This window comes from Ralstonia sp. 25C, assembly GCF_051904805.1.
Lineage (GTDB): Bacteria > Pseudomonadota > Gammaproteobacteria > Burkholderiales > Burkholderiaceae > Ralstonia.
Genome location: NZ_CP196737.1, coordinates 2,507,753 through 2,528,062 on the forward strand (window position 1 = coordinate 2,507,753; position 20,310 = coordinate 2,528,062).

The 20,310-nt window shown below is 63.5% G+C and carries 22 protein-coding genes; 14 read left to right on the top strand and 8 right to left on the bottom strand.

The genetic code is table 11. The features are described 5' to 3' along the window. Window positions 1-19 precede the first annotated feature (19 nt). Window positions 20-574: a TlpA disulfide reductase family protein gene (locus ACS7SF_RS11735; protein ID WP_439889953.1), complete on the bottom strand. Its 555-nt coding sequence runs from the start codon at window positions 572-574 to the stop codon at window positions 20-22. A 101-nt stretch (window positions 575-675) separates the two neighbouring features. Beyond that, on the bottom strand, window positions 676-1,191 hold the full coding sequence (locus tag ACS7SF_RS11740; protein WP_439889954.1) for an O-acetyl-ADP-ribose deacetylase: 516 nt from the start codon (window positions 1,189-1,191) through the stop codon (window positions 676-678). A gap of 97 nt (window positions 1,192-1,288) precedes the next feature. On the opposite strand from ACS7SF_RS11740, the gene ACS7SF_RS11745 reads away from it, so the two are divergent. Next, window positions 1,289-1,852: a hypothetical protein gene (locus tag ACS7SF_RS11745; RefSeq protein WP_439889955.1), complete on the top strand. Its 564-nt coding sequence runs from the start codon at window positions 1,289-1,291 to the stop codon at window positions 1,850-1,852. 20 nt (window positions 1,853-1,872) lie between these two features. Here ACS7SF_RS11745 and ACS7SF_RS11750 read toward each other — a convergent pair whose 3' ends face one another. Then, complete coding sequence (locus ACS7SF_RS11750; RefSeq protein WP_439889956.1) at window positions 1,873-2,421, bottom strand: RBBP9/YdeN family alpha/beta hydrolase; 549 nt, start codon at window positions 2,419-2,421, stop codon at window positions 1,873-1,875. A gap of 123 nt (window positions 2,422-2,544) precedes the next feature. Between ACS7SF_RS11750 and ACS7SF_RS11755 the strand changes: the two genes are divergently transcribed. Beyond that, on the top strand, window positions 2,545-3,003 hold the full coding sequence (locus ACS7SF_RS11755; protein WP_439889957.1) for an Lrp/AsnC family transcriptional regulator: 459 nt from the start codon (window positions 2,545-2,547) through the stop codon (window positions 3,001-3,003). Window positions 3,004-3,035: 32 nt separating this feature from the next. Here ACS7SF_RS11755 and ACS7SF_RS11760 read toward each other — a convergent pair whose 3' ends face one another. Continuing rightward, a complete protein-coding gene (locus ACS7SF_RS11760; RefSeq protein WP_439889958.1) occupies window positions 3,036-3,863 on the bottom strand; it encodes an SDR family NAD(P)-dependent oxidoreductase in 828 nt (275 codons plus the stop codon). Window positions 3,864-3,962: 99 nt separating this feature from the next. Here ACS7SF_RS11760 and ACS7SF_RS11765 point away from each other — a divergent pair, with 99 nt between their 5' ends. After that, entirely contained in the window at window positions 3,963-4,337 is a 375-nt protein-coding gene (locus tag ACS7SF_RS11765; protein ID WP_439889959.1) for a heavy metal-responsive transcriptional regulator, read from the top strand. Between the two features lie 187 nt (window positions 4,338-4,524). On the opposite strand, the gene ACS7SF_RS11770 is transcribed toward ACS7SF_RS11765, so the two are convergent. Then, window positions 4,525-6,090 (bottom strand): MFS transporter, encoded by a 1,566-nt coding sequence (locus ACS7SF_RS11770; RefSeq protein WP_439889960.1) that lies wholly within the window; start codon window positions 6,088-6,090, stop codon window positions 4,525-4,527. Window positions 6,091-6,224: 134 nt separating this feature from the next. On the opposite strand from ACS7SF_RS11770, the gene ACS7SF_RS11775 reads away from it, so the two are divergent. Together ACS7SF_RS11775 and ACS7SF_RS11780 are read left to right on the top strand one after the other, a co-directional pair. After that, on the top strand, window positions 6,225-7,169 hold the full coding sequence (locus ACS7SF_RS11775; RefSeq protein ID WP_439889961.1) for a LysR family transcriptional regulator: 945 nt from the start codon (window positions 6,225-6,227) through the stop codon (window positions 7,167-7,169). Between the two features lie 195 nt (window positions 7,170-7,364). Further along, window positions 7,365-8,003 carry a LysE family transporter gene (locus tag ACS7SF_RS11780; RefSeq protein ID WP_439889962.1) on the top strand — a complete coding sequence of 213 codons (639 nt, stop codon included), beginning with the start codon at window positions 7,365-7,367 and terminating at the stop codon, window positions 8,001-8,003. A 459-nt stretch (window positions 8,004-8,462) separates the two neighbouring features. On the opposite strand, the gene ACS7SF_RS11785 is transcribed toward ACS7SF_RS11780, so the two are convergent. The 3 genes from ACS7SF_RS11785 to ACS7SF_RS11795 form a co-directional block, all read right to left on the bottom strand. Beyond that, the gene (locus ACS7SF_RS11785; protein ID WP_439889963.1) at window positions 8,463-9,995 is read right to left on the bottom strand and encodes a YifB family Mg chelatase-like AAA ATPase; all 1,533 of its coding nucleotides are present in this window, start codon (window positions 9,993-9,995) and stop codon (window positions 8,463-8,465) included. Between the two features lie 203 nt (window positions 9,996-10,198). Continuing rightward, a complete protein-coding gene (locus ACS7SF_RS11790; protein ID WP_426396712.1) occupies window positions 10,199-10,711 on the bottom strand; it encodes a DUF1269 domain-containing protein in 513 nt (170 codons plus the stop codon). Window positions 10,712-10,905: 194 nt separating this feature from the next. After that, window positions 10,906-11,163, bottom strand: a complete 258-nt coding sequence (locus ACS7SF_RS11795; RefSeq protein WP_439889964.1) for an accessory factor UbiK family protein — start codon at window positions 11,161-11,163, stop codon at window positions 10,906-10,908. A 530-nt stretch (window positions 11,164-11,693) separates the two neighbouring features. Between ACS7SF_RS11795 and ACS7SF_RS11800 the strand changes: the two genes are divergently transcribed. From ACS7SF_RS11800 to ACS7SF_RS11840, 9 genes are all read left to right on the top strand, one after another. Then, on the top strand, window positions 11,694-12,503 hold the full coding sequence (locus ACS7SF_RS11800; protein ID WP_439889965.1) for a TorF family putative porin: 810 nt from the start codon (window positions 11,694-11,696) through the stop codon (window positions 12,501-12,503). A gap of 66 nt (window positions 12,504-12,569) precedes the next feature. After that, window positions 12,570-12,908, top strand: coding sequence for a P-II family nitrogen regulator (locus tag ACS7SF_RS11805; RefSeq protein ID WP_426396718.1), 339 nt, complete (start codon window positions 12,570-12,572; stop codon window positions 12,906-12,908). Between the two features lie 30 nt (window positions 12,909-12,938). Beyond that, a complete protein-coding gene (locus tag ACS7SF_RS11810) occupies window positions 12,939-14,483 on the top strand; it encodes an ammonium transporter (RefSeq protein WP_439889966.1) in 1,545 nt (514 codons plus the stop codon). 389 nt (window positions 14,484-14,872) lie between these two features. Next, window positions 14,873-16,168, top strand: a complete 1,296-nt coding sequence (gene gshA / locus ACS7SF_RS11815; RefSeq protein ID WP_426396721.1) for a glutamate--cysteine ligase — start codon at window positions 14,873-14,875, stop codon at window positions 16,166-16,168. Window positions 16,169-16,206: 38 nt separating this feature from the next. Then, window positions 16,207-17,178, top strand: a complete 972-nt coding sequence (gshB, locus tag ACS7SF_RS11820) for a glutathione synthase (RefSeq protein WP_426396723.1) — start codon at window positions 16,207-16,209, stop codon at window positions 17,176-17,178. A gap of 120 nt (window positions 17,179-17,298) precedes the next feature. Beyond that, window positions 17,299-17,754, top strand: coding sequence for a PTS sugar transporter subunit IIA (locus ACS7SF_RS11825; RefSeq protein WP_426396724.1), 456 nt, complete (start codon window positions 17,299-17,301; stop codon window positions 17,752-17,754). Continuing rightward, window positions 17,723-17,992, top strand: coding sequence for an HPr family phosphocarrier protein (locus ACS7SF_RS11830; protein ID WP_426396726.1), 270 nt, complete (start codon window positions 17,723-17,725; stop codon window positions 17,990-17,992). Before ACS7SF_RS11825 ends, ACS7SF_RS11830 begins: the two co-directional genes overlap by 32 nt. 49 nt (window positions 17,993-18,041) lie before the next feature. Continuing rightward, window positions 18,042-19,793 carry a phosphoenolpyruvate--protein phosphotransferase gene (gene ptsP / locus ACS7SF_RS11835; protein ID WP_439889967.1) on the top strand — a complete coding sequence of 584 codons (1,752 nt, stop codon included), beginning with the start codon at window positions 18,042-18,044 and terminating at the stop codon, window positions 19,791-19,793. A gap of 223 nt (window positions 19,794-20,016) precedes the next feature. Beyond that, window positions 20,017-20,292, top strand: a complete 276-nt coding sequence (locus ACS7SF_RS11840; protein WP_439889968.1) for a (2Fe-2S)-binding protein — start codon at window positions 20,017-20,019, stop codon at window positions 20,290-20,292. Window positions 20,293-20,310 lie beyond the last annotated feature (18 nt).

Here is a 20,310-nt window from a genome sequence, read left to right on the forward strand (position 1 = left end):
GTGGGTGGGAGCGGGCAGCTCAGGCCTGCTTGCCCAGCGTCTGCTTGAGCAGCGCATCGAACGACGACCATTCCGGCTCGCCGACGTAGCGCTTGAGGATGCGTCCGTCGCGGTCGACCAGGAAGGTGGTGGGCGTGAGTTGCACGTCGCCGAAGGCCTTGGCGGCGGAGCCGTCGGCGTCCATCGCCACCTTGAAGGGCAACTGGCGCGTCTGGCTGAAGTTCATCACGTACATCGGCGCGTCGTAGCTCATCGCCACGGCCACGTACTCCAGGCCCTCGCCCTTGTACTTGTTGTACGTCTGGACCATGTTGGGCATTTCCTTGATGCAGGTAGTGCAACTCGTCGCCCAGAAATTAACGAGGTAGACCTTGCCCTTCAGGTCTTGCGTGGACAGCTTCTGCCCATCGAGCAGCGTGAAGGTGGCCGCGGGCACCTGCTGCGATGGCGAGAACGCGCGCCAGCCGAACCAGCCTGCCACGGCCAGCACCAGCACGATCACGGGCAACAGCCAGCGGCGGCCGCTGGATTGGGCGGGCGTGGCGGCAGCGGAAGGGGTCAGGGTCGAGGCCATGGCGGCAACGCGGTCTGGAGGGGTCAATAAACGTCTATTGTAGGCCCGCCCGCACGAGGTCGCCGGTCGACTGCGACATTCTGTCTATTGCGATGCATGCATCACTTTTGGCCGGCGAGCGCGGCTTCGTAGAGCGTCAGGTCGGCGGAGGAAAAGCAGCAGAAGGTGATCTCGTCAAAGCCCGCGCCGTATTCACGGACCGTGCGCAGCGCGATCGGCGTGGCCAGATGCGCCGGAAAACCGTAGACGCCGGTGCTGATGCACGGAAAGGCGAGGGTGCGCAGGTCGTGCTGCCGGGCAAGTTCCAGGCTATTGCGGTAGCAGGCGGCCAGGAGGGTCGCTTCGTCCTGTCGGCCCCCGCGCCAGATGGGCCCGACGGTATGGATAACGTAGCGCGCCGGCAATCGAAAGCCCGGTGTGAGCTTGGCCTCGCCGGTGCGGCAGCCGTTGAGCGCGCGGCATGCTTCCAGCAGAGCGGGCCCTGCGGCGCGATGGATGGCGCCGTCCACGCCGCCGCCGCCCAGCAGCGAGTTGTTGGCGGCATTGACGATGGCATCGCAGTCCAAGGTGGTGATGTCGGCGCGCAGGGCACGCAGGAGGAGGCTCGGGCTCGGCATGGCGCAGTCCTTGTGGATCTCGCGGTCTCGCGGGGGCTCTGCTCGATAATAGGCGGCGCGAAACCGGCAGAACAATCCAGGAGACGAGGTGGCACGCATGGCAAAAGCAGGCGGCTGGCAGTGGGGCGTGGGCGCGGCGGTATGTGCGCTGTTGATGGCCTGTTCGCCCAAGTACGACTGGCGCACCGTCCAGTCCAACGAAGGTGCGTACGCCGTGGACTACCCCGCCAAGCCCACCGCCGATGCTCGCCCCATCACCGTCAACGGGCAGCGCCTGCCAATGACCATGCAGGCCGCCAGCATCGACGGCACGCTGTTCGCCATCGGCGTGGTGGAATTGCCCGCCGACGACCCAGTCTGGCGCGAGCAAGCCGTAGCGGCGTTGCGTACGGGCTTGTCCGCCAATCTGAAAGGGCAGGTGCTCGCCAAGGACATCGCCGTGAAAACTGCCGCGCAGCCGCCGCGATCGGTACCGGCCGTGGAGTTGATCGCGCAGGGTGCCGGCGGCAACGACCCCACGCCGCGCCGCCTGACCGCCCGCGTCGTTGCCACAGGCAAACACGCCTATCAGGCCGTCGTGCTCGAATCGGGGGAGGCCGCGCGCGATGGGCGCCAGCAAGAGCAGGTCGACCAGTTCCTCACCAGTTTCCACCCCTACTAGGGCCTATTCACAGCGGCCTGTCAGGCGAGTGTGCTCGCATCAAAACGCTGCAGGAGCTGGTATCCCTCGGCCCAGTCACCCAGTTGGCTCGCGGCATTCAGATGTCCGCGTGCTCCGACATCGAGGAATTCGCTGCCCCAAGCATTGGCACAGGACTTCGCATAACTGATCGCCGCGTAAGGATCGTCGCTGCTGGCAACCACGGTACTGCGAAATGGCAATCTTGCTGAAGGCACGGGTGAGAACCCGACGCAAAAGGCGCTGGGAAAGGCGGCTGCCGATGGATCCGGAACGGCGACGAGGAGCGCCCCGCGAACGGTGACCGCGCGACGCGTGGCCCAATGCGCAACCGCGAGGCACCCAAGACTGTGCGCAACGATGATCGTGTCAGGGCCGAGCGCCGTCACTTCGCGATCAATTGCCGCGACCCATTCATCGCAGACGACGTGATCCCAGTACTCGATCTTCATGCGGCGCCAGTGTCCAGGCTTCGCGGCCTCCCAGATGCTTTGCCAGTGTGTTGCCCCTGAATTGCCGTAACCGGGCACGATCAGAACGCGTTGACTCATGTTGGATTTCACCTCCTTGAATGAGCCTCCAGCTTAAAGGCCGAGGCGCTCTGTCAGAATGGCTGAACCATTGAATTGAACGCCGACCGGCTTCGAATGCACGGAATTGAGGGGCATCAACGAATGAAACAAAAGGGCGTCGAGCTGGACCGACTCGACTGGCGCATTCTTGAGGTGCTGCAAACGCATGCGCGCATCACGAATACCGAGTTGGGAAAGCAGATTGGGTTGTCACAACCAGCGGTCGCCGCACGGATCAAAAGACTGGAAGAGCAAGGCATCATCGAGGGCTATGGGGCGCGGATCAATCCGAGTCTCGTGGGGCGCGGTATCGCAGCGATCGTGCGGATCCGCACCACCCATGCTCAGATCAAGGCGTGCCTCAGTGCCTTCGAGGCGATGCCTGAAATCGTCGAGGCGCATCGGATCACCGGCGAAGACTGCTTCATCGTCCGCATGGTGGTGGAAGAGATGACACAACTCGAAGTGGCAATCGATGCGCTGGCCAGATTCGGATCGGTCACGACCTCGGTGGTGCTGGCGAGTTATCCACTGAAGCCGATCCGCGGCGCTCAACCTTGATCGACGACCACCTTGGTTGATGCCGGCCACCCCTACGCGTTGGCGTCTCCTGCAACCGGCATCCCAGCGTTTCTCGGCCGAAGGATTTTCTCCACCAAGCGTGCCGACATCTCGCGGGTCAATAGCCGTTGCAAATTGGCAAGCAGCCGATTTTGCGTGCCGACAATCCGATAGCTCCGGTTGCGATCGAGCGCCCACAACGCGTCCTGCACCACGCGGGCGACAGGCATCGGTTTGCCGACCGCCGCTTCCTCGGCGCCAACGACATCAAAAAAGCCGGTTTGCGTTGCGCCGGGACACAGTGCGAGGACCCGAATGCCGCGATGCCGGTTCTCAGCCCAAACGGCTTCTGAAAATGACAGCAGAAAGGCCTTGGTTGCGCCGTAGATCGCCATATAAGGAAGGGGCTGGAATGCGGCTGTTGACGCGACATTGATGATGGCGCCACCGGATCGTGCCTGCATTCCCGGCAGCAGAAGCTGTGTCAGCTCGACCGCAGCCATGCAGTTCACCAGCACTTCATCGCGTTGGCGCGTCCACGGAATCGTTTCGAAGCGCCCATAAGCCGCAAAGCCCGCGTTGTTGATCAGGACATCGACCACCGTGCCGGTCGCCTTCAGGTGGTCTGCCAACGTCGGGACGGCGTCCGGTGCGCTCAGGTCAACCGTCAGGAAGTCTGCGTCGCAGGCGTAGTCGTGTCGCAATTTGGCGGTCAGGTCGCGCAGCTTGTCGCGCGAGCGTGCGACAAGCAGAAGTTTTGCGCCACGCTTGGCGAGCGCATGGGCGAACTCCAGCCCGATACCCGACGATGCCCCCGTGATGAGTGCTGTTTTTCCGCGAAAATCGAAGGAATGCTTCATGGCCTGCTAATGAAGTGGAAAGTGGGGCGGACTGTAAACCGTTGACTAAAGACCACGGTCAAGCCCTAATGACGGTCCACAACATTCGGTAGAGGCAGCATGCGCATCGGCGAACTGAGCAAGCGGGCGGGCGTTTCGCGAGATACCGTGCGTTACTACGAGCGCATGGGGCTGCTCGACAAGGCAGCGCAGCCGCACGCGACCAATACGTACAAGCGCTATTCCGAGGTCTCGTTGGAGCGGATTCGGCTGATCGTTCACGCGAAGGCGCTGGGGTTCACGCTCGCGGAAATCAACGACGTCATCCATGTCTGGGACAGTCCGACGTTTCCTGTTGCGCAAAAAGTGGCGTGTCTCGCAGCGAAGCTCGCCGAAGTGGAAGAAAAGAGCCAGGCGCTGACGGCGTTGCGTGCGGGGCTGCTGAATGCGCTGGCCAAGGTCGAGGGCGGCTGTGTCGATGGCGAAAGCGCGTAGCGGGGACGCTGTTCGTGAACGCCACCAGGCAGGGCCTAAGGAATATCAGCGACGAGCACGGGCTCTGACATTGCGCCGTAGAAGTGATTGCGGGCACCGCCGGCACATCGCAGTCAGAGGCGGCTAGCCCGAAGGTGCCGCCGCTGGCAACCACGGTGGCCCTGGCGGGACGCCGCGTGGCGGCCGGTCATCGCTGCGTTTTTCTGCCGGAGAAGATCAGGAAGCTGGCAGCGGCGAGCACCCAGGCAGCGATGCCGCTATAGAGCATGATCCAGCCGAAGCCATGCACCAGCGCCGCGCGGCCGATCGTCTCCAGCGTCTCCGGTGACACAGGGATCCACGCATCGGCGTTAGCGGCATGCAAATTTCCGGACGCAATACGATTGGCCAGCGCGCGCCAGGATGCTTCGTCGGCCGATTTGGCCAGCGCGATTTGTAGATGGTGTAACACCCCTTGCACCAGCAGAAATCCCATTAAGGCAATGTTGATGGCCAGGGAGATCATGCGGGCACTCATGTCGATGCCGGACGCCATACCGGCGCGTTCGCGCGATACCGAGCCCGTGGTGCTGTTGGTCACAGGCGTATTGGTGATGCCCAAGCCCGCGCCAGCCAGCAGGCAGCCTGGCAGTACGGTCAACCAACTCGCCGGATCGATGCTGCTGCCGATGAGCATCAAAAAGAACCCGAGCCCGATGGTGAACAAGCCGGCCGGAATGACGATGCCGGGCCGGTAGCGTAGCGCCAGCCGCTCGCCGATGGGTGGGAACACCAGCGTGGGCAAGGTATAGGCCAGCAGCGACACGCCTGCGGCCGCCGCACCTTGCCCCAGTGCGCTCTGGAAGTAAATCGGCAGGTAAATGATGAACGGCCAGAAGCTGAAGTTCATGCCCACCGAGCCCAGCAACGCCCCCGAGAAATTACGCACCCGGAATACCGAGAAGTCGAACATCGGATGCGCAGCACGCGTTTCCACGACGAGGAACAGCACGAAGCTGGCGGCACTCGCAGCGATGACGCTCAGGGCGGAAGCGCTGCCGAATCCCATGTCGGCGCCTTGCGTCACAAAGTAAGCCAGGCCGAGCACCGCAAGGGAGAGGGTGGCGATGCCGGCCAAATCCAAGCGCCTTGCATGCGGGTCACGCGATTCGCGCACACCCACGATAGCCAGGCCGAGCGTCAAGGCTGCGATGAAGACATGCACCCAGAAGACCCACTTCCAACTCGACATGGCGACGATCAGGCCCCCGATCAGCGGTCCGAACCCGAGCCCGATACCGAAGACGATGCCCCAGATGCCGAACGCCCTGCCGCGCTCGGCGCCCTCGGGAAACTGGTGCGAGAGTATCGCCACGAGACAAATGAGCATCGCGCCGCCGCTCGCGCCCTGCAAGAAACGGCTGGCGATCAGGACGGGCGTATTCCACGCCAGGCCGCACAGCAGCGAGGCCACGCCAAACGTTGCGATTGTGTAGAGGAAGACGCGCTTGCGGCCGTAGCGGTCCGCCAGCGTTCCTGTGGCCATCAAGACCGCGGTGCAGGCGATGGTGTAGGCATTCATGATCCACTGGATGCCGCTGAAATCGCCGTGCAGCGCCACCTCCAACGTGGGCAGGATCACCGGCACGCTGGAAATTTCCAATCCGAACATCAGCGCGGCTAGGCACACAGCCAGTAGCGCCACCGTGTTTCGTTCGGCAAAGAGAGGGTCTGTCTGCGGCCGGGGCGGCTGCTCGATGTCATGCACCTGCATGGTTGTTTGACTCCGGGGTTTAGGGACGGTGTCTGGCCTGCTACACCGCAGCACAGTCTAGGAGGAATGAAATTCCCGTATTGGCGTAAAAAACTCCCATATAGTGGTCGCTAGCAGAACCAATTGAGGTGGTCATGCAAGACAAACTGGATGGGGTGGCAACGTTCGTGCAGGTCGTCGAAGCCGGCGGATTTGCGCTCGCTGCGCAGCGGCTTGGTCTAACGCGCTCGGCAGTCGGCAAGACCATTGCCCGTTTGGAGGCGCGGCTCGGTGTCCGACTACTCCAGCGCAACACACGCAAGCAGGTCCTGACCGCAGAGGGGCAGGGATACTACGAGCGCTGCGTGCGCGCGCTGACGGAATTGGACGCAGCGGAAGCCGACCTGGACAACGGCCGCGTGGAGCCCAGTGGCCGACTGCGGGTGAGCGTGCCCGAGGCCTTCGGGCATCGATGCGTCGCGCCGATCCTGCTTGGACTGACGCGTCGCTATCCGCAACTGCACGTGGATCTGTCGTTCAGTGATCGGTATGTGGACTTGATCGAAGAAGGCTTTGACCTTGCCGTCCGGATCGGTACGCTGCGCGACAGCGGCACGCTGGCGGCCCGATACTTGAGCACGCAGCACGTCAGCATCGGCGCGTCTCCCGCCTATCTATCGCAAAACGGCACACCAAGCAGTCTGGAAGAACTGGATGGGCACGCTGGGATAGCACCGTCTCGCACAGGTGTCCTCGCGCCGTGGTGTGCGCAGGCTGCCGGCGACCAAATCCAGCGACTGGGCATACGGGCACAGATCAGTATGGATGACGTTCAGGCCATCGCAGCCGCCGCCGTCGACGGCTACGGTCTGGCTTGGCTACCGAGTTGGCTGCTGGCCAGATATGTACAAAGCGGAGAATTGGTTCCCGTCTTGGAGAGCTACCGTGTCTGCTCTCAGGAAATCCATGCAGTGTGGCCGCAGGTGCGCCATTTGCGTTGCAAGACCCGGGTTGCCATCGACGCACTCGTCGCCCATATCCCAGCGATGATGAATCCGCGGGCCGTTGAGGATTCTGTCAGGCACGGTGCTGAACTTTGACGCCGTTGACTCCGTGGCTGCCGACGCGATACATCACGCCGGTCCCTTAGCGCGCCGGTCTATGTCAGCGTTGCGGGCCCAGACTTCGGCGGGTTGGCCGACGCTCAACGGGTTGCCCAAGCGCCTTGACGGCAGCCAGTGCACAATCGTCGTCTTCCGCTTTGCCTCAACTCATCTCACCACGGAGACACCATCATGACGTTGCAAGTCTGGCTGGCCTTCTTTCTGGCCGCCTGGGTTATCGCCATCTCGCCGGGGTCGGGCGCCATCCTCTGCATGAGCCACGGCCTCACGCACGGCGTGCGCCGCACCTCCGTCACGATTGCCGGGCTGGAGCTGGGCATTGTGGTGGTCCTGTTCATTGCCGGTGCCGGGCTGGGCGCGCTGCTGATTGCGTCCGAGCATGCCTTTACTGCCATCAAGATCGTCGGCGCGCTGTATCTGATTTACCTGGGCATCGTGCAGTGGCGCACGCCGATTCAGATCAGTAAGCCGGCGGAGGGTGAGGCGGTCAAGGTGTCGGGCAGCGGGGCGCGCCGTCGCTTCCTGGTCGGGCTGCTGACCAACCTGACGAACCCGAAGGGCATCCTCTTCATGGTGGCGGTGCTGCCGCAATTCATCGATCCGGCCAAGCCGCTGCTTTCGCAGTTGGCCGTCTTGGCGGTGACGATGGTGTGTGTGGACCTGATCGTGATGCACGGTTACGCGCTGCTCGCCTCGCGCGCACAACGCCTGTTCCGCAATCCGCGCGCACTGCGCTGGCAGAGCCGGTTCTTCGGCGGCATGCTGATGAGCATCGGTGCGGCGTTGTTCTTTGTGAAGCGGCAAGCATGAGAGGCCTGCCGCTTCACCCATCGAGGGTTACTGGAACGGCTTGAAGTGGCAGGTGGGGCAATACAGCGTGATTTCCTGACCGTAATCCATCGTCAAAGAGCCAGTTCGTGATTGTGTGATTGACCAGTGCGCGGCCTTTCCATTCTGGAAAACAAGCGTTCCGCTGGCTGAGCACGGCGACCAGTCCAGCGTGTAGTGCACGTCAGACCGATTTGCGCTTCGCGCCCCGGCGAAAGTAGCGTCGCACCTGTGCTTCCGTCAGCCTGAAGCGCGAACACGTTGCAGTGCTCTCGGGTTCTGCGGGTGAGGTCGCGCCGTTCTCCGTGATTGATAGTTGCTGAATCTTCGGTAGGTCGAGCGGACAGAGCGGAGGCTCGAACTCTGAGCCTTTAGTACAACGGTCTTTGCCCTGAGCCATGGACGCCATGGCAAAGACGCAGAGTGTCAGCATGATCTTTTTCAATCCGCCTTCACCCCACGCCGATACTGAATCGCCTCGCCCACATGCACCGCGTCGATCTGCGCATCACCGGCCAGGTCTGCGATCGTGCGGGCGAGCTTGAGCACCCGGGCGTAGGCACGGGCAGACCATGAAAAGCGCGTCATCGCATGGCGCAGCAGACCGTCGGCCGCATCGGTGCGTGCGCAGTACAGGTCGATCTCGTGGCCGGCCAGCAGCGCGTTGCGTTTGCCTTGGCGCGCGAGTTGCCGTGCATGCGCGGCGGATACGCGCTCGGCCACGTTGAGTGTCGGTTCGCCGGGCGGCCCATCGAGCAACTCTTCCTGCGATGGCGTGGGCACCTCGATCTGCACATCGATGCGATCGAGCAGCGGGCCGGAAATGCGCGATTGGTAGCGCTCCACCTGATCCGGCGTGCAGCGGCACGCGCGCAACGGGTGGCCGCGATAGCCGCATGGGCACGGGTTCATTGCCGCGATGAGTTGGAAGCTGGCGGGGAAGTCCGTCTGATGGGCGGCGCGCGAGATGGTGATATGGCCGGTCTCTAGTGGCTCGCGCAGGACTTCGAGCACGCGGCGTTCGAACTCGGGGAGCTCATCCAGGAACAGGACCCCTTGGTGCGCGAGCGAAATCTCACCCGGCCGCGGCGTGTTGCCGCCACCGACCATCGCCACCGCAGAGGCGGTGTGATGCGGCGCGCGGAACGGCCGCACCTTCCAGCGTTTCGCATCGAAGCCGCGCGTGGTCAGGCTCATGACAGCCGCGGCAGAGAGCGCTTCGTCGTCGCTCATCTCCGGGAGCAGACCGGGAAAGCGCTGGGCGAGCATCGATTTGCCGGTGCCGGGCGGACCGATCATCAGCATGGAATGGCCGCCGGCGGCCGCCACCTCCAGCGCGCGCCGTGCCTGCGGCTGGCCGCGTACGTCGGCCAGGTCTGGATAGCGGATCTCGGTATCGACCGGAGCCGGCCGCACGGGCGAGAGTTTGCGGTCCGGCGCACTCAGGTGATCGCACACCTCGATGAGCGTGCGCGCAGGCAGGACCTTGGTGCCGCTGACCAGCGCGGCTTCAGCCGCATTCTCGGCGGGCAGGACGAAGGCGCGGGCGAGCGGCGCTTCGCCATCCGTAGGCGCCGGGTTGCGCGACAGCGCATACGCCATCGCCAGCGCGCCGCGAATCGGCCGCAAGTCACCGGACAGCGACAGTTCGCCCGCAAACTCGTGCGCATCCAGTTGCGTGTGCGGGATCTGCCGGCTGGCAGCAAGAATGCCCAGCGCGATCGGCAAGTCGAAACGGCCCGATTCCTTGGGCAGATCGGCCGGCGCCAGGTTGACGGTGATGCGCCGCGCGGGAAACTCAAAGTGGCTGTTCTGGATGGCCGCACGCACGCGGTCCTTGCTTTCCTTCACCTCCGTGTCGGGCAGGCCGACGATGGTGAACGACGGCAGGCCATTCGCCAGATGCACCTCCACCGATACGGCCGGCGCATCGATGCCCGACAGCGCCCGTGAACGCAGAACGGCCAGGCTCATCGCGCCGCCCTCCGATTGACGTGACGGGCAGGGAGGCGGACGGTGCATGGGAGCATGGCCGGTCAGTGGGCAACGGATGAGGAACCCGCCACTGTGCCAGCCACGCCGCGCTGCCTACTCCGCTCGCATTCAAATTTGACGCGCTGTCTGAGTCTTAAAAAAAACCGGAGCGCGCGGCTCCGGTTTCGGTGTCGGCAGATCGATTAGGGGAATGCGGGCATCGCCGTATCTTCGCCGCTGAAGCGGCCTTCGGGATGCGTCTTCTGCAGCAGCGCACGCACTTCAGCCATGCGCGAGCGCGGCACGTCCACCATCAACAAGATCTGCCCATCCTCCACCGCCTGCTTGAACGGTTTGAGACGGCTGTTCGGCACGGAGCTGCCGATCATGCTCGAGGCCCACGCGCCAAATAGCGCGCCGACAACGGTCGTGATGCCGACCATGCCCCACTGCGGTCCTTCGCCAATGATCGGGAACAGCGCCGCCACCACACCCGCCAGCACACCCGCGCCGCCGCCAATCACCAGCCCGTTCTGGGTGGCGTGGACGATGTCGGAGGTTTGCAGCAGGTTGGCCTCGTGCAGGCCGGTAAGGTCGGCGCCTTCGCGGGCGACGAAGTGGATGTGGCGCTCGGTGATGCGCGCCAGCAGCAGGTCATTCATCACGCGCCGGGCGCTGGCTACGTCCGGCAATAGAAAGTAGAGGCGATGCTGCATGATCTCTCTCCTCAAGCGTGCGCCTTATCGTTCAACAGGGTCGACAGGCTATAAGGGAGTTCTAGATCAGTTCGCCAACCGCAACAAGGCGGCGAATTGATCTTTTCGCTGTGCGCCGCAGCAGGGGTGCGGCGGCCAGCACAGAGCGCAGCGCGGATGCGCACCCGGCGCAACACCGGGCGGCAAGGTTACCGTTACTGGTCGGCCGGGGCGGCAGACTTGAGTTGGGCTTCCAGCGCGGCCACGCGCGTTTCCAGGTCTTCCAGCCGTGCGCGCGTGCGGGCCAGCACTTGCGACTGCACATCGAATTCCTCACGCGTGACCAGGTCGAGCTTGGAAAAGCCCTGCGTCATCATCGCGCGGACGTTCTTTTCGATGTCGGCAGCTGGGGAGTTGCGCAGCGCTTCGGACACGCGGTTCTGAAAGTCGGAAAAGAGATCGGTGGGTTTCATGGGAATGCTCCGTGGGTCTTACGGGGTGCGCCAAGCCGGTGCATGCACCGAGTCTGTGCGCGAAATCTGCTGTGCCATGGTGCGCGGCATAACGCCGGGCGCGTGGTTTCGGTGCCGCAGGGCGGGATGGTACCGGCTGAGCGCTTGCAACGGCACAAAATGCGGCAATTCTCGCTGCGATGCGGCATCGCCGTCGTCAATCAAACGGGGACAGATCAAGCCCTGATGCGGCGAACCGGCTGTCTACACCCTGTGGCACGGTGCTGAATTCACTCTATCACATGGTTTTTATCGCGCGAGGGCGGCACGCCTGGACCATCGGCAGCCCCGCCTGTTGCAACCCATTGCGGGACGCAAAGGCCGTGTCAGTCGATCCGTCCCCAATTTCCGGAGTGATGCGCCACCACGGAATCGTGGCCCCCAAGCCGAGGAAGCCCTCCAATTCTGTCGCCGCAACATGGCATGACAGTTGCAGAACCGATGCGACTTTTCTTTCACGTTCTGCAGGTCTTCTAAAGGGGGGAGCCGTTATGAAGAAGTTTGCGTACGCAGCCACGATGCTGCTGTTGACCGGTACCGTTGCCGGTGTGAGTCAATCCGCTGTCGCCCAGACCGCGCCTGCTGCCGATGCACCGGCCGCTGCGCCGGCTCCGGCGCCTGCGCTCACCGCCAACGTCACGCTGGCCAGCCAGTACCGCTATCGCGGCATCATGCAGACGAACAACAAGCCGGCCATCCAGGGCGGCGTTGACTACGCCATTCCGGGCGGCGTGTTGCCGGAAGGCTTCTACGTCGGCAACTGGAACTCGTCGATCAGCTGGCTGAGCGATTCGAACTCGAACGTCTCCGCGCCGATCGAGATGGACTTTTACGGCGGCTACAAGACGGAAATCATCAAGGACGTGCCCATCGACGTGGGCGTGCTGCAGTACTACTACCCGGGCAGCTACCCAAGCGACTTCACGCGCCCGCACACCACCGAGGGCTACGCCCAGATCGGCTACGGCCCGGTCACGTTCAAGTACTCGCACGCGTTCTCGAACCTGTTCGGCACGCCCGATTCGCACCACAGCCAGTACTTCGACCTGTCGGGCAACTTCGACACCGGCTTCTGGGGCCTGACGCTGAACCTGCACGTCGGCTATCAGCAAGTGCCGCACCAGACCGTGCGTGCCTCGTATGCCGACTGGAAGGTCGGCGTGACGAAGGACTTCGGCAGCGGCTGGACGGCATCGCTGGCGTACATCGACACCAATGCTTCGCGCGCCTTCTACACCAACACGCGCAACAACTACATGGGCAAGGCGACGGCGCTGCTGTCGGTCACCAAGACTTTCTAACCAGCTAACGAGGCGAAGCGGCGCCCATTGCATTGTCGGGCGCCGTCAATCGAGGAGGAATCCAGCATGAAACTCATCATGGCTGTCATCAAACCGTTCAAGCTCGACGAGGTCCGCGAGGCGTTGTCCGAGGTCGGCGTGTCGGGCATCACTGTTACGGAAGTCAAGGGTTTTGGGCGCCAGAAGGGTCATACCGAGCTGTATCGCGGCGCCGAGTACATCGTCGACTTCCTGCCTAAAGTGAAGATCGAAGTGGCCGTGCCCGACGACGTGCTCGAGCGCGCCGTCGAAGCCATCGAAAAGTCTGCGCGTACCGGCAAGATCGGCGACGGCAAGATCTTCGTGGCCGACATTGAACAAGTCATCCGCATCCGCACCGGCGAGACCGGCGGCGACGCTCTATAAGCCCCAATCTGCCAAGGAAGAGGTCAAAACATGAAAACCTGGTTCACACGATTCCTGACCGCAGGGGCCGTTGTTGCGGTGCTGGCCGGAACTGGCGCCTTGATGTCGGCACCCGCCGTCGCACAGGACAAGCCGGCCGCGGAAGCTTCGGCGCCCGCTGCTGCCCCCGCTGCGGCAGCTCCGGCATCCGACGCTGCCGCCGCCCCGGCAGCAGCCGCTGCTGCTGCGCCGGCTGCCGCCTCGGCCCCGGCCGCTGCAGCCCCCGTCCCCAATAAGGGCGATACGGCATGGCTGCTGGTCTCCACCGCCTTCGTCATTCTGATGACGCTGCCGGGCCTCGCGCTGTTCTACGGCGGCCTGGTGCGCAAGAAGAACATGCTGTCGGTGCTGATGCAGTGCACGGGCATCTTCTCGCTCATCATCATCCTGTGGGCCATCTACGGCTACAGCTTCGCGTTCACCGAGGGCAATGCGTTCTTCGGCGGGCTCGATCGCCTATTCCTGAAGGGCCTGACGCCGGATTCGGTGGCCGCCACCTTCAGCAAGGGCGTGGTGGTGCCGGAGTTTGCGTACTTCGCCTTCCAGGGCGCGTTTGCCGCGATCACCTGCGCGCTGATCATCGGCGCCTTCGCCGAGCGTGCAAAGTTCTCGGCCGTGCTGCTGTTCGTGGTGCTGTGGTTCACCTTCAGCTACCTGCCGATCGCCCACATGGTCTGGTTCTGGCCGGGTCCGGACGGCTTTACTGACGCCAAGGCGGCTGAGGTGATGACGTCCAAGTCGGGTTGGCTGTTCCAGAAGGGCGCGCTGGACTTTGCCGGCGGTACCGTGGTGCACATCAACGCTGCCGTTGCTGGTCTGGTGGGCGCCTTCCTGTTCGGCAAGCGCATCGGCTTTGGCCGTGAAGCCCTCAAGCCGCACAGCCTGACGCTGACGATGGTCGGTGCCTCGCTGCTGTGGTTCGGCTGGTTCGGCTTCAACGCCGGTTCGGCCCTGGAAGCCAACGGCTCCGCCGCACTGGCCTTCGTCAACACGCTGCTGGCCACCGCCGCTGCCGTGCTGTCGTGGAGCTTCGGCGAGTGGGTCGGCAAGAGCAAGCCGTCGATGCTGGGTGCAGCATCGGGTGCCGTGGCTGGCCTGGTGGCCATCACCCCGGCAGCCGGTTTCGTCGGCCCGATGGGTTCGATCGCGCTGGGCATCCTCGCCGGCCTGCTGTGCCTGTGGGGCGTGAATGGCCTCAAGCGCATGCTGGGCATGGACGACACGCTCGACGTGTTCGGCGTGCACGGCGTGGGCGGTATCCTCGGCGCGCTGCTGACCGGCGTGTTCGCCTCGCCGAGCCTGGGCGGCACCGGCATCTACGACTATGTCGCCAACAAGGTGGCCGATGGCTACTCGATCGGCGGCCAGCTGTGGATCCAGCTCCAGGGCGTGCTGACCACGATCATCTGGTCGGGCGTGGTGGCGTTCATCTCGTACAAGATCGTCGATGCGGTCGTTGGCCTGCGCGTGCCGGAAGAAGAGGAACGCGAAGGTCTGGACATCACGTCCCACGGCGAAACTGCTTACGAAGACTGACCGTCAGCGTCACTCTGCAAAAGACCCGGCCGCGTGCCGGGTTTTTTGTTGCGGCTCGCCCCAACCCGATGTCCTTAAGTCCGATGTAAAAAACCTTCAATTGCCTCTCGTTATGCGGACGCTTACATTGCAGACGTGGTTTCCTCCACCTGCAGAACGCTCCCCGTATCTGTCAGGCTATTCCCCAAGCGCGGCAGCCCCGCGCTTTTTTTTGTCCGCGTTTTTTGTGTGTGGTTTTGTGCAATGCCGCACGCATTCCCCCTTCCGCCCTTGCGAAACCGTCTAACGACCGCATATCGATAGCCCGCCATCGTTGGCACGCTGTCTGCAAGCTATTGCCTATTCCTCTACAATCTGAGTAGGCGATAAATAACATCAATAGGAAGGGTATGGTTCCGCACTTGATCACCGCGCTGAACGGGCCGCTGCTCGAGCTCGAGCAGAAGATTCTTGACGCCACGCCCGCCATCGAACGCTGGTTCCGCCTCGAGTGGCAGGAACATACGCCGCCGTTCTATTGTTCCGTCGATTTGCGCAACGCCGGCTTCAAGCTGGCGCCGGTCGACACGAACCTCTTCCCCGGCGGCTTCAACAATCTGGCGCCCGAGATGCTGCCGCTGGCCGTGCAGGCCGCCATGGCCGCCATCGAAAAGATCTGCCCGGATGCCAAGAACCTCCTGCTGATCCCCGAGCGCCACACGCGCAACATGTTCTACTTGCAGAACGTGGCGCGCCTGTCGCAGATCATGCGCCAAGCTGGCCTGAATGTGCGTCTGGGTTCGCTGTCGGACGACATCACCGAGCCGACGCCGATTGACCTGCCCGATGGCCAGCGCCTCGTGGTCGAGCCGCTCAAGCGCATCGGCACCAAGGGTCGCCGCCTCGGCATGGAAGATTTCGACCCGTGCTCGATCCTGCTGAACAACGATTTGTCGGCCGGCGTGCCGCCCATCCTCGAGAACATCAACGAGCAATACCTGCTGCCGCCGCTGCACGCGGGCTGGTCGCAGCGTCGCAAGACGAACCACTTTGCCGCCTACGACGAGGTGGCCAAGAAGTTCGCCAAGCTGATCGACATTGACCCGTGGATGGTCAACCCGTACTTCACCAAGTGCAGCGGGCTGGACTTCCACGAGCGCGCTGGCGAGGAAGAACTCGCCCACGCGGTCGAAACGGTGCTCAAGAAGACCGCCAAGAAGTACAAGGAATACGGCGTGACCGAGACCCCGTACGTGGTGGTCAAGGCCGACGCTGGCACCTATGGCATGGGCGTGATGACCGTGCGCGATCCTTCCGAGGTCAAGGGCCTCAACCGGAAAGAGCGCAACAAGATGAGCGTGGTGAAGGAAGGCCTGGAGGTCTCCGAGGTGATCGTGCAGGAAGGCGTGCACACCTTCGAGAAGATTAACGAGGCCGTAGCCGAACCCGTCGTCTATATGATCGACCGCTACGTGGTTGGCGGTTTTTACCGGGTTCACACGGGCCGCGGCGTGGACGAGAATCTGAATGCGCCGGGCATGCATTTCGTGCCGCTGCCGTTTGCGTCGAACTCGCTGCCGGACAGCCACGCCAAGCCGGGCGCCGGCGAGCCGAATCGCTTCTACATGTACGGCGTGGTGGCGCGCCTGGCCCTGCTGGCCGCGTCGCTTGAGCTCGAGAAGACCGACCCGAACCCGCTGATCTGATCAGCCGTACCCCGCTGCAGAAGGTAGAAGGAACCGCCATGCGCATCCTGTTCATCGTCGATCCGCTGTCGACGTTCAAGATCTACAAGGACTCGACCTTCGCGATGATGCGCGAGGCGGCGGCACGCGGTTACGCCATCTTCACGTGCCTGCAGTCGCAACTCACGTTGGCGGGCAACGTGGTGGAAACCGTTGCCACGCCCATCGCCCTGACTGGCGAAGAACACGAGTGGTACCGCGCCGGCGACGCCCGCCTGCTGCCGCTCACCGGCTTTGACGCCGTGCTGATGCGCAAGGATCCGCCCTTCGACATGGAATACGTCACCAGCACGTGGCTGCTAGAGATTGCCGAGCGGCAGGGCGCACGCATCTTCAACAAGCCCCAGGCGATTCGGGATCACTCCGAGAAGCTGGCGATCGCCCAGTTCCGCGAGTTCACCGTGCCGACGATCGTGTCGCGCGATGCCAAGCGCCTGCGTGATTTTCATGCCGAGCAGGGCGACGTCATCTTCAAGCCGCTGGACGGCATGGGGGGCACGGGCATCTTCCGCGTCGGCCCGGACGGCATGAACCTGGGTGCCGTGATCGAGACACTGACCGACAACGGCGCGCGCACGATCATGGCCCAGCAGTACATCCCGGCCATCCGCGAGGGCGATAAGCGCATCCTGCTGATCGGCGGTTCGCCGGTGCCGCATTCCCTGGCGCGCGTGCCGATGGCTGGGGAGGTGCGCGGAAATCTGGCGGCTGGCGGCACGGGCCGCGCGCAGCCGCTGTCGGAGCGTGATCAGGTGATTGCACATGCACTTGCACCGGTGCTGTGGCAGCGCGGTCTGTTGCTCGTCGGCCTGGACGTCATCGGTGATTACCTCACCGAGGTGAACGTCACCAGCCCGACCTGCTTCCAGGAAATCACGCAGCAGACTGGCTTTAATGTCGCAGGGATGTTCATTGATGCGCTGGAGCGTGCGGTCGGTAAATCGAGCGTTTTAGGTCGCAAGCCGGCCTAGAACCCTGGCCTGGCCCCTCCCAGCGGGTGTCCTCCGCTCGGGGGAGTTCGGCCACATCGGCGCACGTTTGCGGCAAATGGCCCTGATACAATCGGATTCACACCGATTCGCTTTTCGATCATGGCAGGGATTCTGATCATCGCTCATGCGCCGCTGGCCAGCGCACTGCGCGATTGCGCTGCACACGTATATTGCGGCCAGCCTGAACGGCTGGATGCGATCGACGTCCTGCCCGATGCCGAGCCGGCCGCCGTGCTGGCCCAGGCGCGCGCCAAGCTTGCTGAGCTCATCGAGGGCAACGGCGCGCTGGTGCTCACCGACATCTTCGGCGCTACGCCCGCCAACATCGCTTCGCGCCTGGCCGACCCGGGCCGCGTGCGTGTGCTGGCCGGCGTGAACCTGCCGATGCTGGTACGCGCGATTTGTTATCGCACCGAAAAGCTGGATCAGCTTGCTGCCAAGGCCCTGGCCGGCGGCTCGCAAGGGGTGCTGCAGGTCGGCTCGACAGCCGTTCAGAATCAGGTTGCCAACCATCCGGACAAATATGCTGCAGAGGGATATCACCATCATCAATAAGCTCGGGCTGCATGCCCGCGCCTCCGCCAAACTCACGCAGCTCGCCAGCAAATTCGACAGTCAGATCAAGATGTCGCGCAACGGCCGCCAGGTCGATGCCAAGAGCATCATGGGCGTGATGATGCTGGCCGCCGGTATCGGCACGACGGTGTCGCTGGAGATCGAGGGCCCCGACGAGCAGGACGCCATGGACGGCCTGGTCGCGCTCATCAACGATCGCTTCGGCGAGGGTGAGTAAGCCCAGCGAATAAGCCCAGTCCAACCGCCGTTCTCAGCCAGCGCTTTCTATGCCCTTCACCCTGCACGGCATCCCGGTTTCGCGCGGCATTGCTATCGGCCGCGCCCACATGCTGGCGCGTGCGGCACTCGATGTGTCGCACTACCTCGTTGACGAAGACAAGCTTGATGCGGAAGTCGAGCGCCTGCGCAGTGCCCGCGCTACCGTGCGCGCGGAGCTGATCGCGCTCAAGGGGGACCTGCCTGCCGATGCGCCGGAAGAGATGGGCGCCTTCCTCGATGTGCACGCGATGATCCTCGATGACGCGCTGCTCTCACAGGTGCCCGAGACGCTGATTCATACGCGCCGCTACAACGCTGAGTGGGCGCTCACCACGCAGCTTGAAGAATTGATCCGCCAGTTTGGCGAAATCGAAGACGAGTACCTGCGCGAACGCAAGGCGGATATCGAGCAGGTAGTCGAACGGATCCTCAAGGTGCTGGCCGGCGCGCCGGCCCTGGCACCCGCGCCGGTAGCCGTCGGCTGCGACCCGGATGCCGGCATGATCGTCGTGGCACACGATATTGCGCCGGCCGACATGCTGCAGTTCCGCGGCCAGACCTTCGCCGGCTTCGTCACCGATCTGGGTGGGCGCACGTCGCATACCGCCATCGTGGCGCGCAGTCTGGATATTCCGGCAGCCGTGGGCGTGCACAACGCGAGCACGCTGATTCGCCAGGATGACGTCGTCATCATTGATGGCGACAACGGCATCGTGATCGTTGATCCGAATACCGCCATCCTCGAGGAATACCGCCACCGGCGCAGCGAAAGCGAACTGCAGAAAAAGCGCCTCGAACGCCTGCGACACACGCCCACCGTCACGCTCGACGGCACGCAGATCGATCTGCTGGCCAACATCGAGATGCCGGAAGACTCGGCCACGGCCGTCAAGGCGGGCGCCGTTGGCGTGGGCCTGTTCCGTTCCGAGTTCCTGTTCATGGGCCGGCGCGGCGCGTTGCCGGATGAGGAAGAGCAGTTCCTCGCGTATCGCACGGCGATCGAGTCGATGAAGGGCCTGCCGGTCACCATCCGCACGATCGACATCGGCGCCGACAAGCCGCTCGACATCCGCGACGATGTGTTCGAGACGGCGCCGAATCCAGCCCTTGGCCTGCGCGCGATTCGCTGGTCGTTGTCAGAACCGGCGATGTTCCTGACGCAATTGCGCGCGCTGCTGCGGGCGTCTGCGTTCGGGCCAGTGAAGATTCTCGTGCCGATGCTCGCGCATGCCCGCGAGATCGACCAGACGCTGGAGTTGCTTGAACGCGCCAAGGCGTCGCTCGATGAAGAGGGCGTGGCCTATGACCCGACCATCAAGGTTGGCGCCATGATCGAGATCCCGGCGGCGGTGCTCATCCTGCCGGTGTTCCTGCGCCGGATGGATTTCCTCTCGATCGGCACCAACGACCTGATCCAGTACACGTTGGCCATTGACCGCGCTGACAACGCGGTCGCGCATCTGTACGACCCGTTGCACCCGGCGGTGCTGCAGTTGATCGCGCGCACCATTCGCGAGGGGCACCAGGCTGGCAAGCCGGTGTCGGTGTGCGGCGAAATGGCCGGCGATGCCACCATGACGCGCCTGCTGCTCGGTATGGGGCTGACCGAGTTTTCGATGCATCCGTCGCAACTGCTGCGGGTCAAGCAGGAGATCCTGCGCTCGGATCGCCCGCGCTTGATGCGCGAGGTCGATCGCCTGCTGCAAAGCTGCGAACCGACCGAAATTCAGGATGCCCTCGGCGCGCTGGCTCGCGCCTGATCTGCCCGTCTTTTAGGCGCCGGCCGTTGCGCCGGCGCGTCGCCTTTCCAGGCAAAAATACCCATCTAAGTGATTGAAATTGCACGTCTTTCCGTGAAAAGACGACTGGTGTGCACCCGCATGTCCCTGTCCGCAAAATGAGGTCGAACAAGAATTGTTCTCATTACTATTCTCTGTTATTCTGGGTTTCACAGCGCGTTTTGAGTGCTGCGGAGGAACCCCCGTGTACGTCTGCATCTGCAACCAAGTGACCGACCGCGAAATCCATGGCGCCGCCCGTCTGGGCGTGTCGACGATGGATGAACTCGCCGAAACGCTCGGCGTGGGGACGTGCTGTGGACAATGCCGGGACTGCGCCAAGCAGGTGCTCGCCGAAGCCGTGAGCTGCATCCCCGTCGACCAAGTGTTGGGCCGCGCAAGTACGCATGCCATAATCGAGCGTCGCGACGAGCCCGTCGCCAACGACCAAGCCGTCCCGGCCAGCGCGTTGGCTGCCTGACTCCCCGTTTTTCCCCCG

Coding starts and splice junctions, on each gene's coding strand:
- ACS7SF_RS11735 (WP_439889953.1), bottom strand. CDS start 574: ATGGCCTCGACCCTGACCCCTTCCGCTGCCGCCACGCCCGCCCAATCC.
- ACS7SF_RS11740 (WP_439889954.1), bottom strand. CDS start 1,191: ATGCCGAGCCCGAGCCTCCTCCTGCGTGCCCTGCGCGCCGACATCACC.
- ACS7SF_RS11745 (WP_439889955.1), top strand. CDS start 1,289: ATGGCAAAAGCAGGCGGCTGGCAGTGGGGCGTGGGCGCGGCGGTATGT.
- ACS7SF_RS11750 (WP_439889956.1), bottom strand. CDS start 2,421: ATGAGTCAACGCGTTCTGATCGTGCCCGGTTACGGCAATTCAGGGGCA.
- ACS7SF_RS11755 (WP_439889957.1), top strand. CDS start 2,545: ATGAAACAAAAGGGCGTCGAGCTGGACCGACTCGACTGGCGCATTCTT.
- ACS7SF_RS11760 (WP_439889958.1), bottom strand. CDS start 3,863: ATGAAGCATTCCTTCGATTTTCGCGGAAAAACAGCACTCATCACGGGG.
- ACS7SF_RS11765 (WP_439889959.1), top strand. CDS start 3,963: ATGCGCATCGGCGAACTGAGCAAGCGGGCGGGCGTTTCGCGAGATACC.
- ACS7SF_RS11770 (WP_439889960.1), bottom strand. CDS start 6,090: ATGCAGGTGCATGACATCGAGCAGCCGCCCCGGCCGCAGACAGACCCT.
- ACS7SF_RS11775 (WP_439889961.1), top strand. CDS start 6,225: ATGCAAGACAAACTGGATGGGGTGGCAACGTTCGTGCAGGTCGTCGAA.
- ACS7SF_RS11780 (WP_439889962.1), top strand. CDS start 7,365: ATGACGTTGCAAGTCTGGCTGGCCTTCTTTCTGGCCGCCTGGGTTATC.
- ACS7SF_RS11785 (WP_439889963.1), bottom strand. CDS start 9,995: ATGAGCCTGGCCGTTCTGCGTTCACGGGCGCTGTCGGGCATCGATGCG.
- ACS7SF_RS11790 (WP_426396712.1), bottom strand. CDS start 10,711: ATGCAGCATCGCCTCTACTTTCTATTGCCGGACGTAGCCAGCGCCCGG.
- ACS7SF_RS11795 (WP_439889964.1), bottom strand. CDS start 11,163: ATGAAACCCACCGATCTCTTTTCCGACTTTCAGAACCGCGTGTCCGAA.
- ACS7SF_RS11800 (WP_439889965.1), top strand. CDS start 11,694: ATGAAGAAGTTTGCGTACGCAGCCACGATGCTGCTGTTGACCGGTACC.
- ACS7SF_RS11805 (WP_426396718.1), top strand. CDS start 12,570: ATGAAACTCATCATGGCTGTCATCAAACCGTTCAAGCTCGACGAGGTC.
- ACS7SF_RS11810 (WP_439889966.1), top strand. CDS start 12,939: ATGAAAACCTGGTTCACACGATTCCTGACCGCAGGGGCCGTTGTTGCG.
- gshA (WP_426396721.1), top strand. CDS start 14,873: ATGGTTCCGCACTTGATCACCGCGCTGAACGGGCCGCTGCTCGAGCTC.
- gshB (WP_426396723.1), top strand. CDS start 16,207: ATGCGCATCCTGTTCATCGTCGATCCGCTGTCGACGTTCAAGATCTAC.
- ACS7SF_RS11825 (WP_426396724.1), top strand. CDS start 17,299: ATGGCAGGGATTCTGATCATCGCTCATGCGCCGCTGGCCAGCGCACTG.
- ACS7SF_RS11830 (WP_426396726.1), top strand. CDS start 17,723: ATGCTGCAGAGGGATATCACCATCATCAATAAGCTCGGGCTGCATGCC.
- ptsP (WP_439889967.1), top strand. CDS start 18,042: ATGCCCTTCACCCTGCACGGCATCCCGGTTTCGCGCGGCATTGCTATC.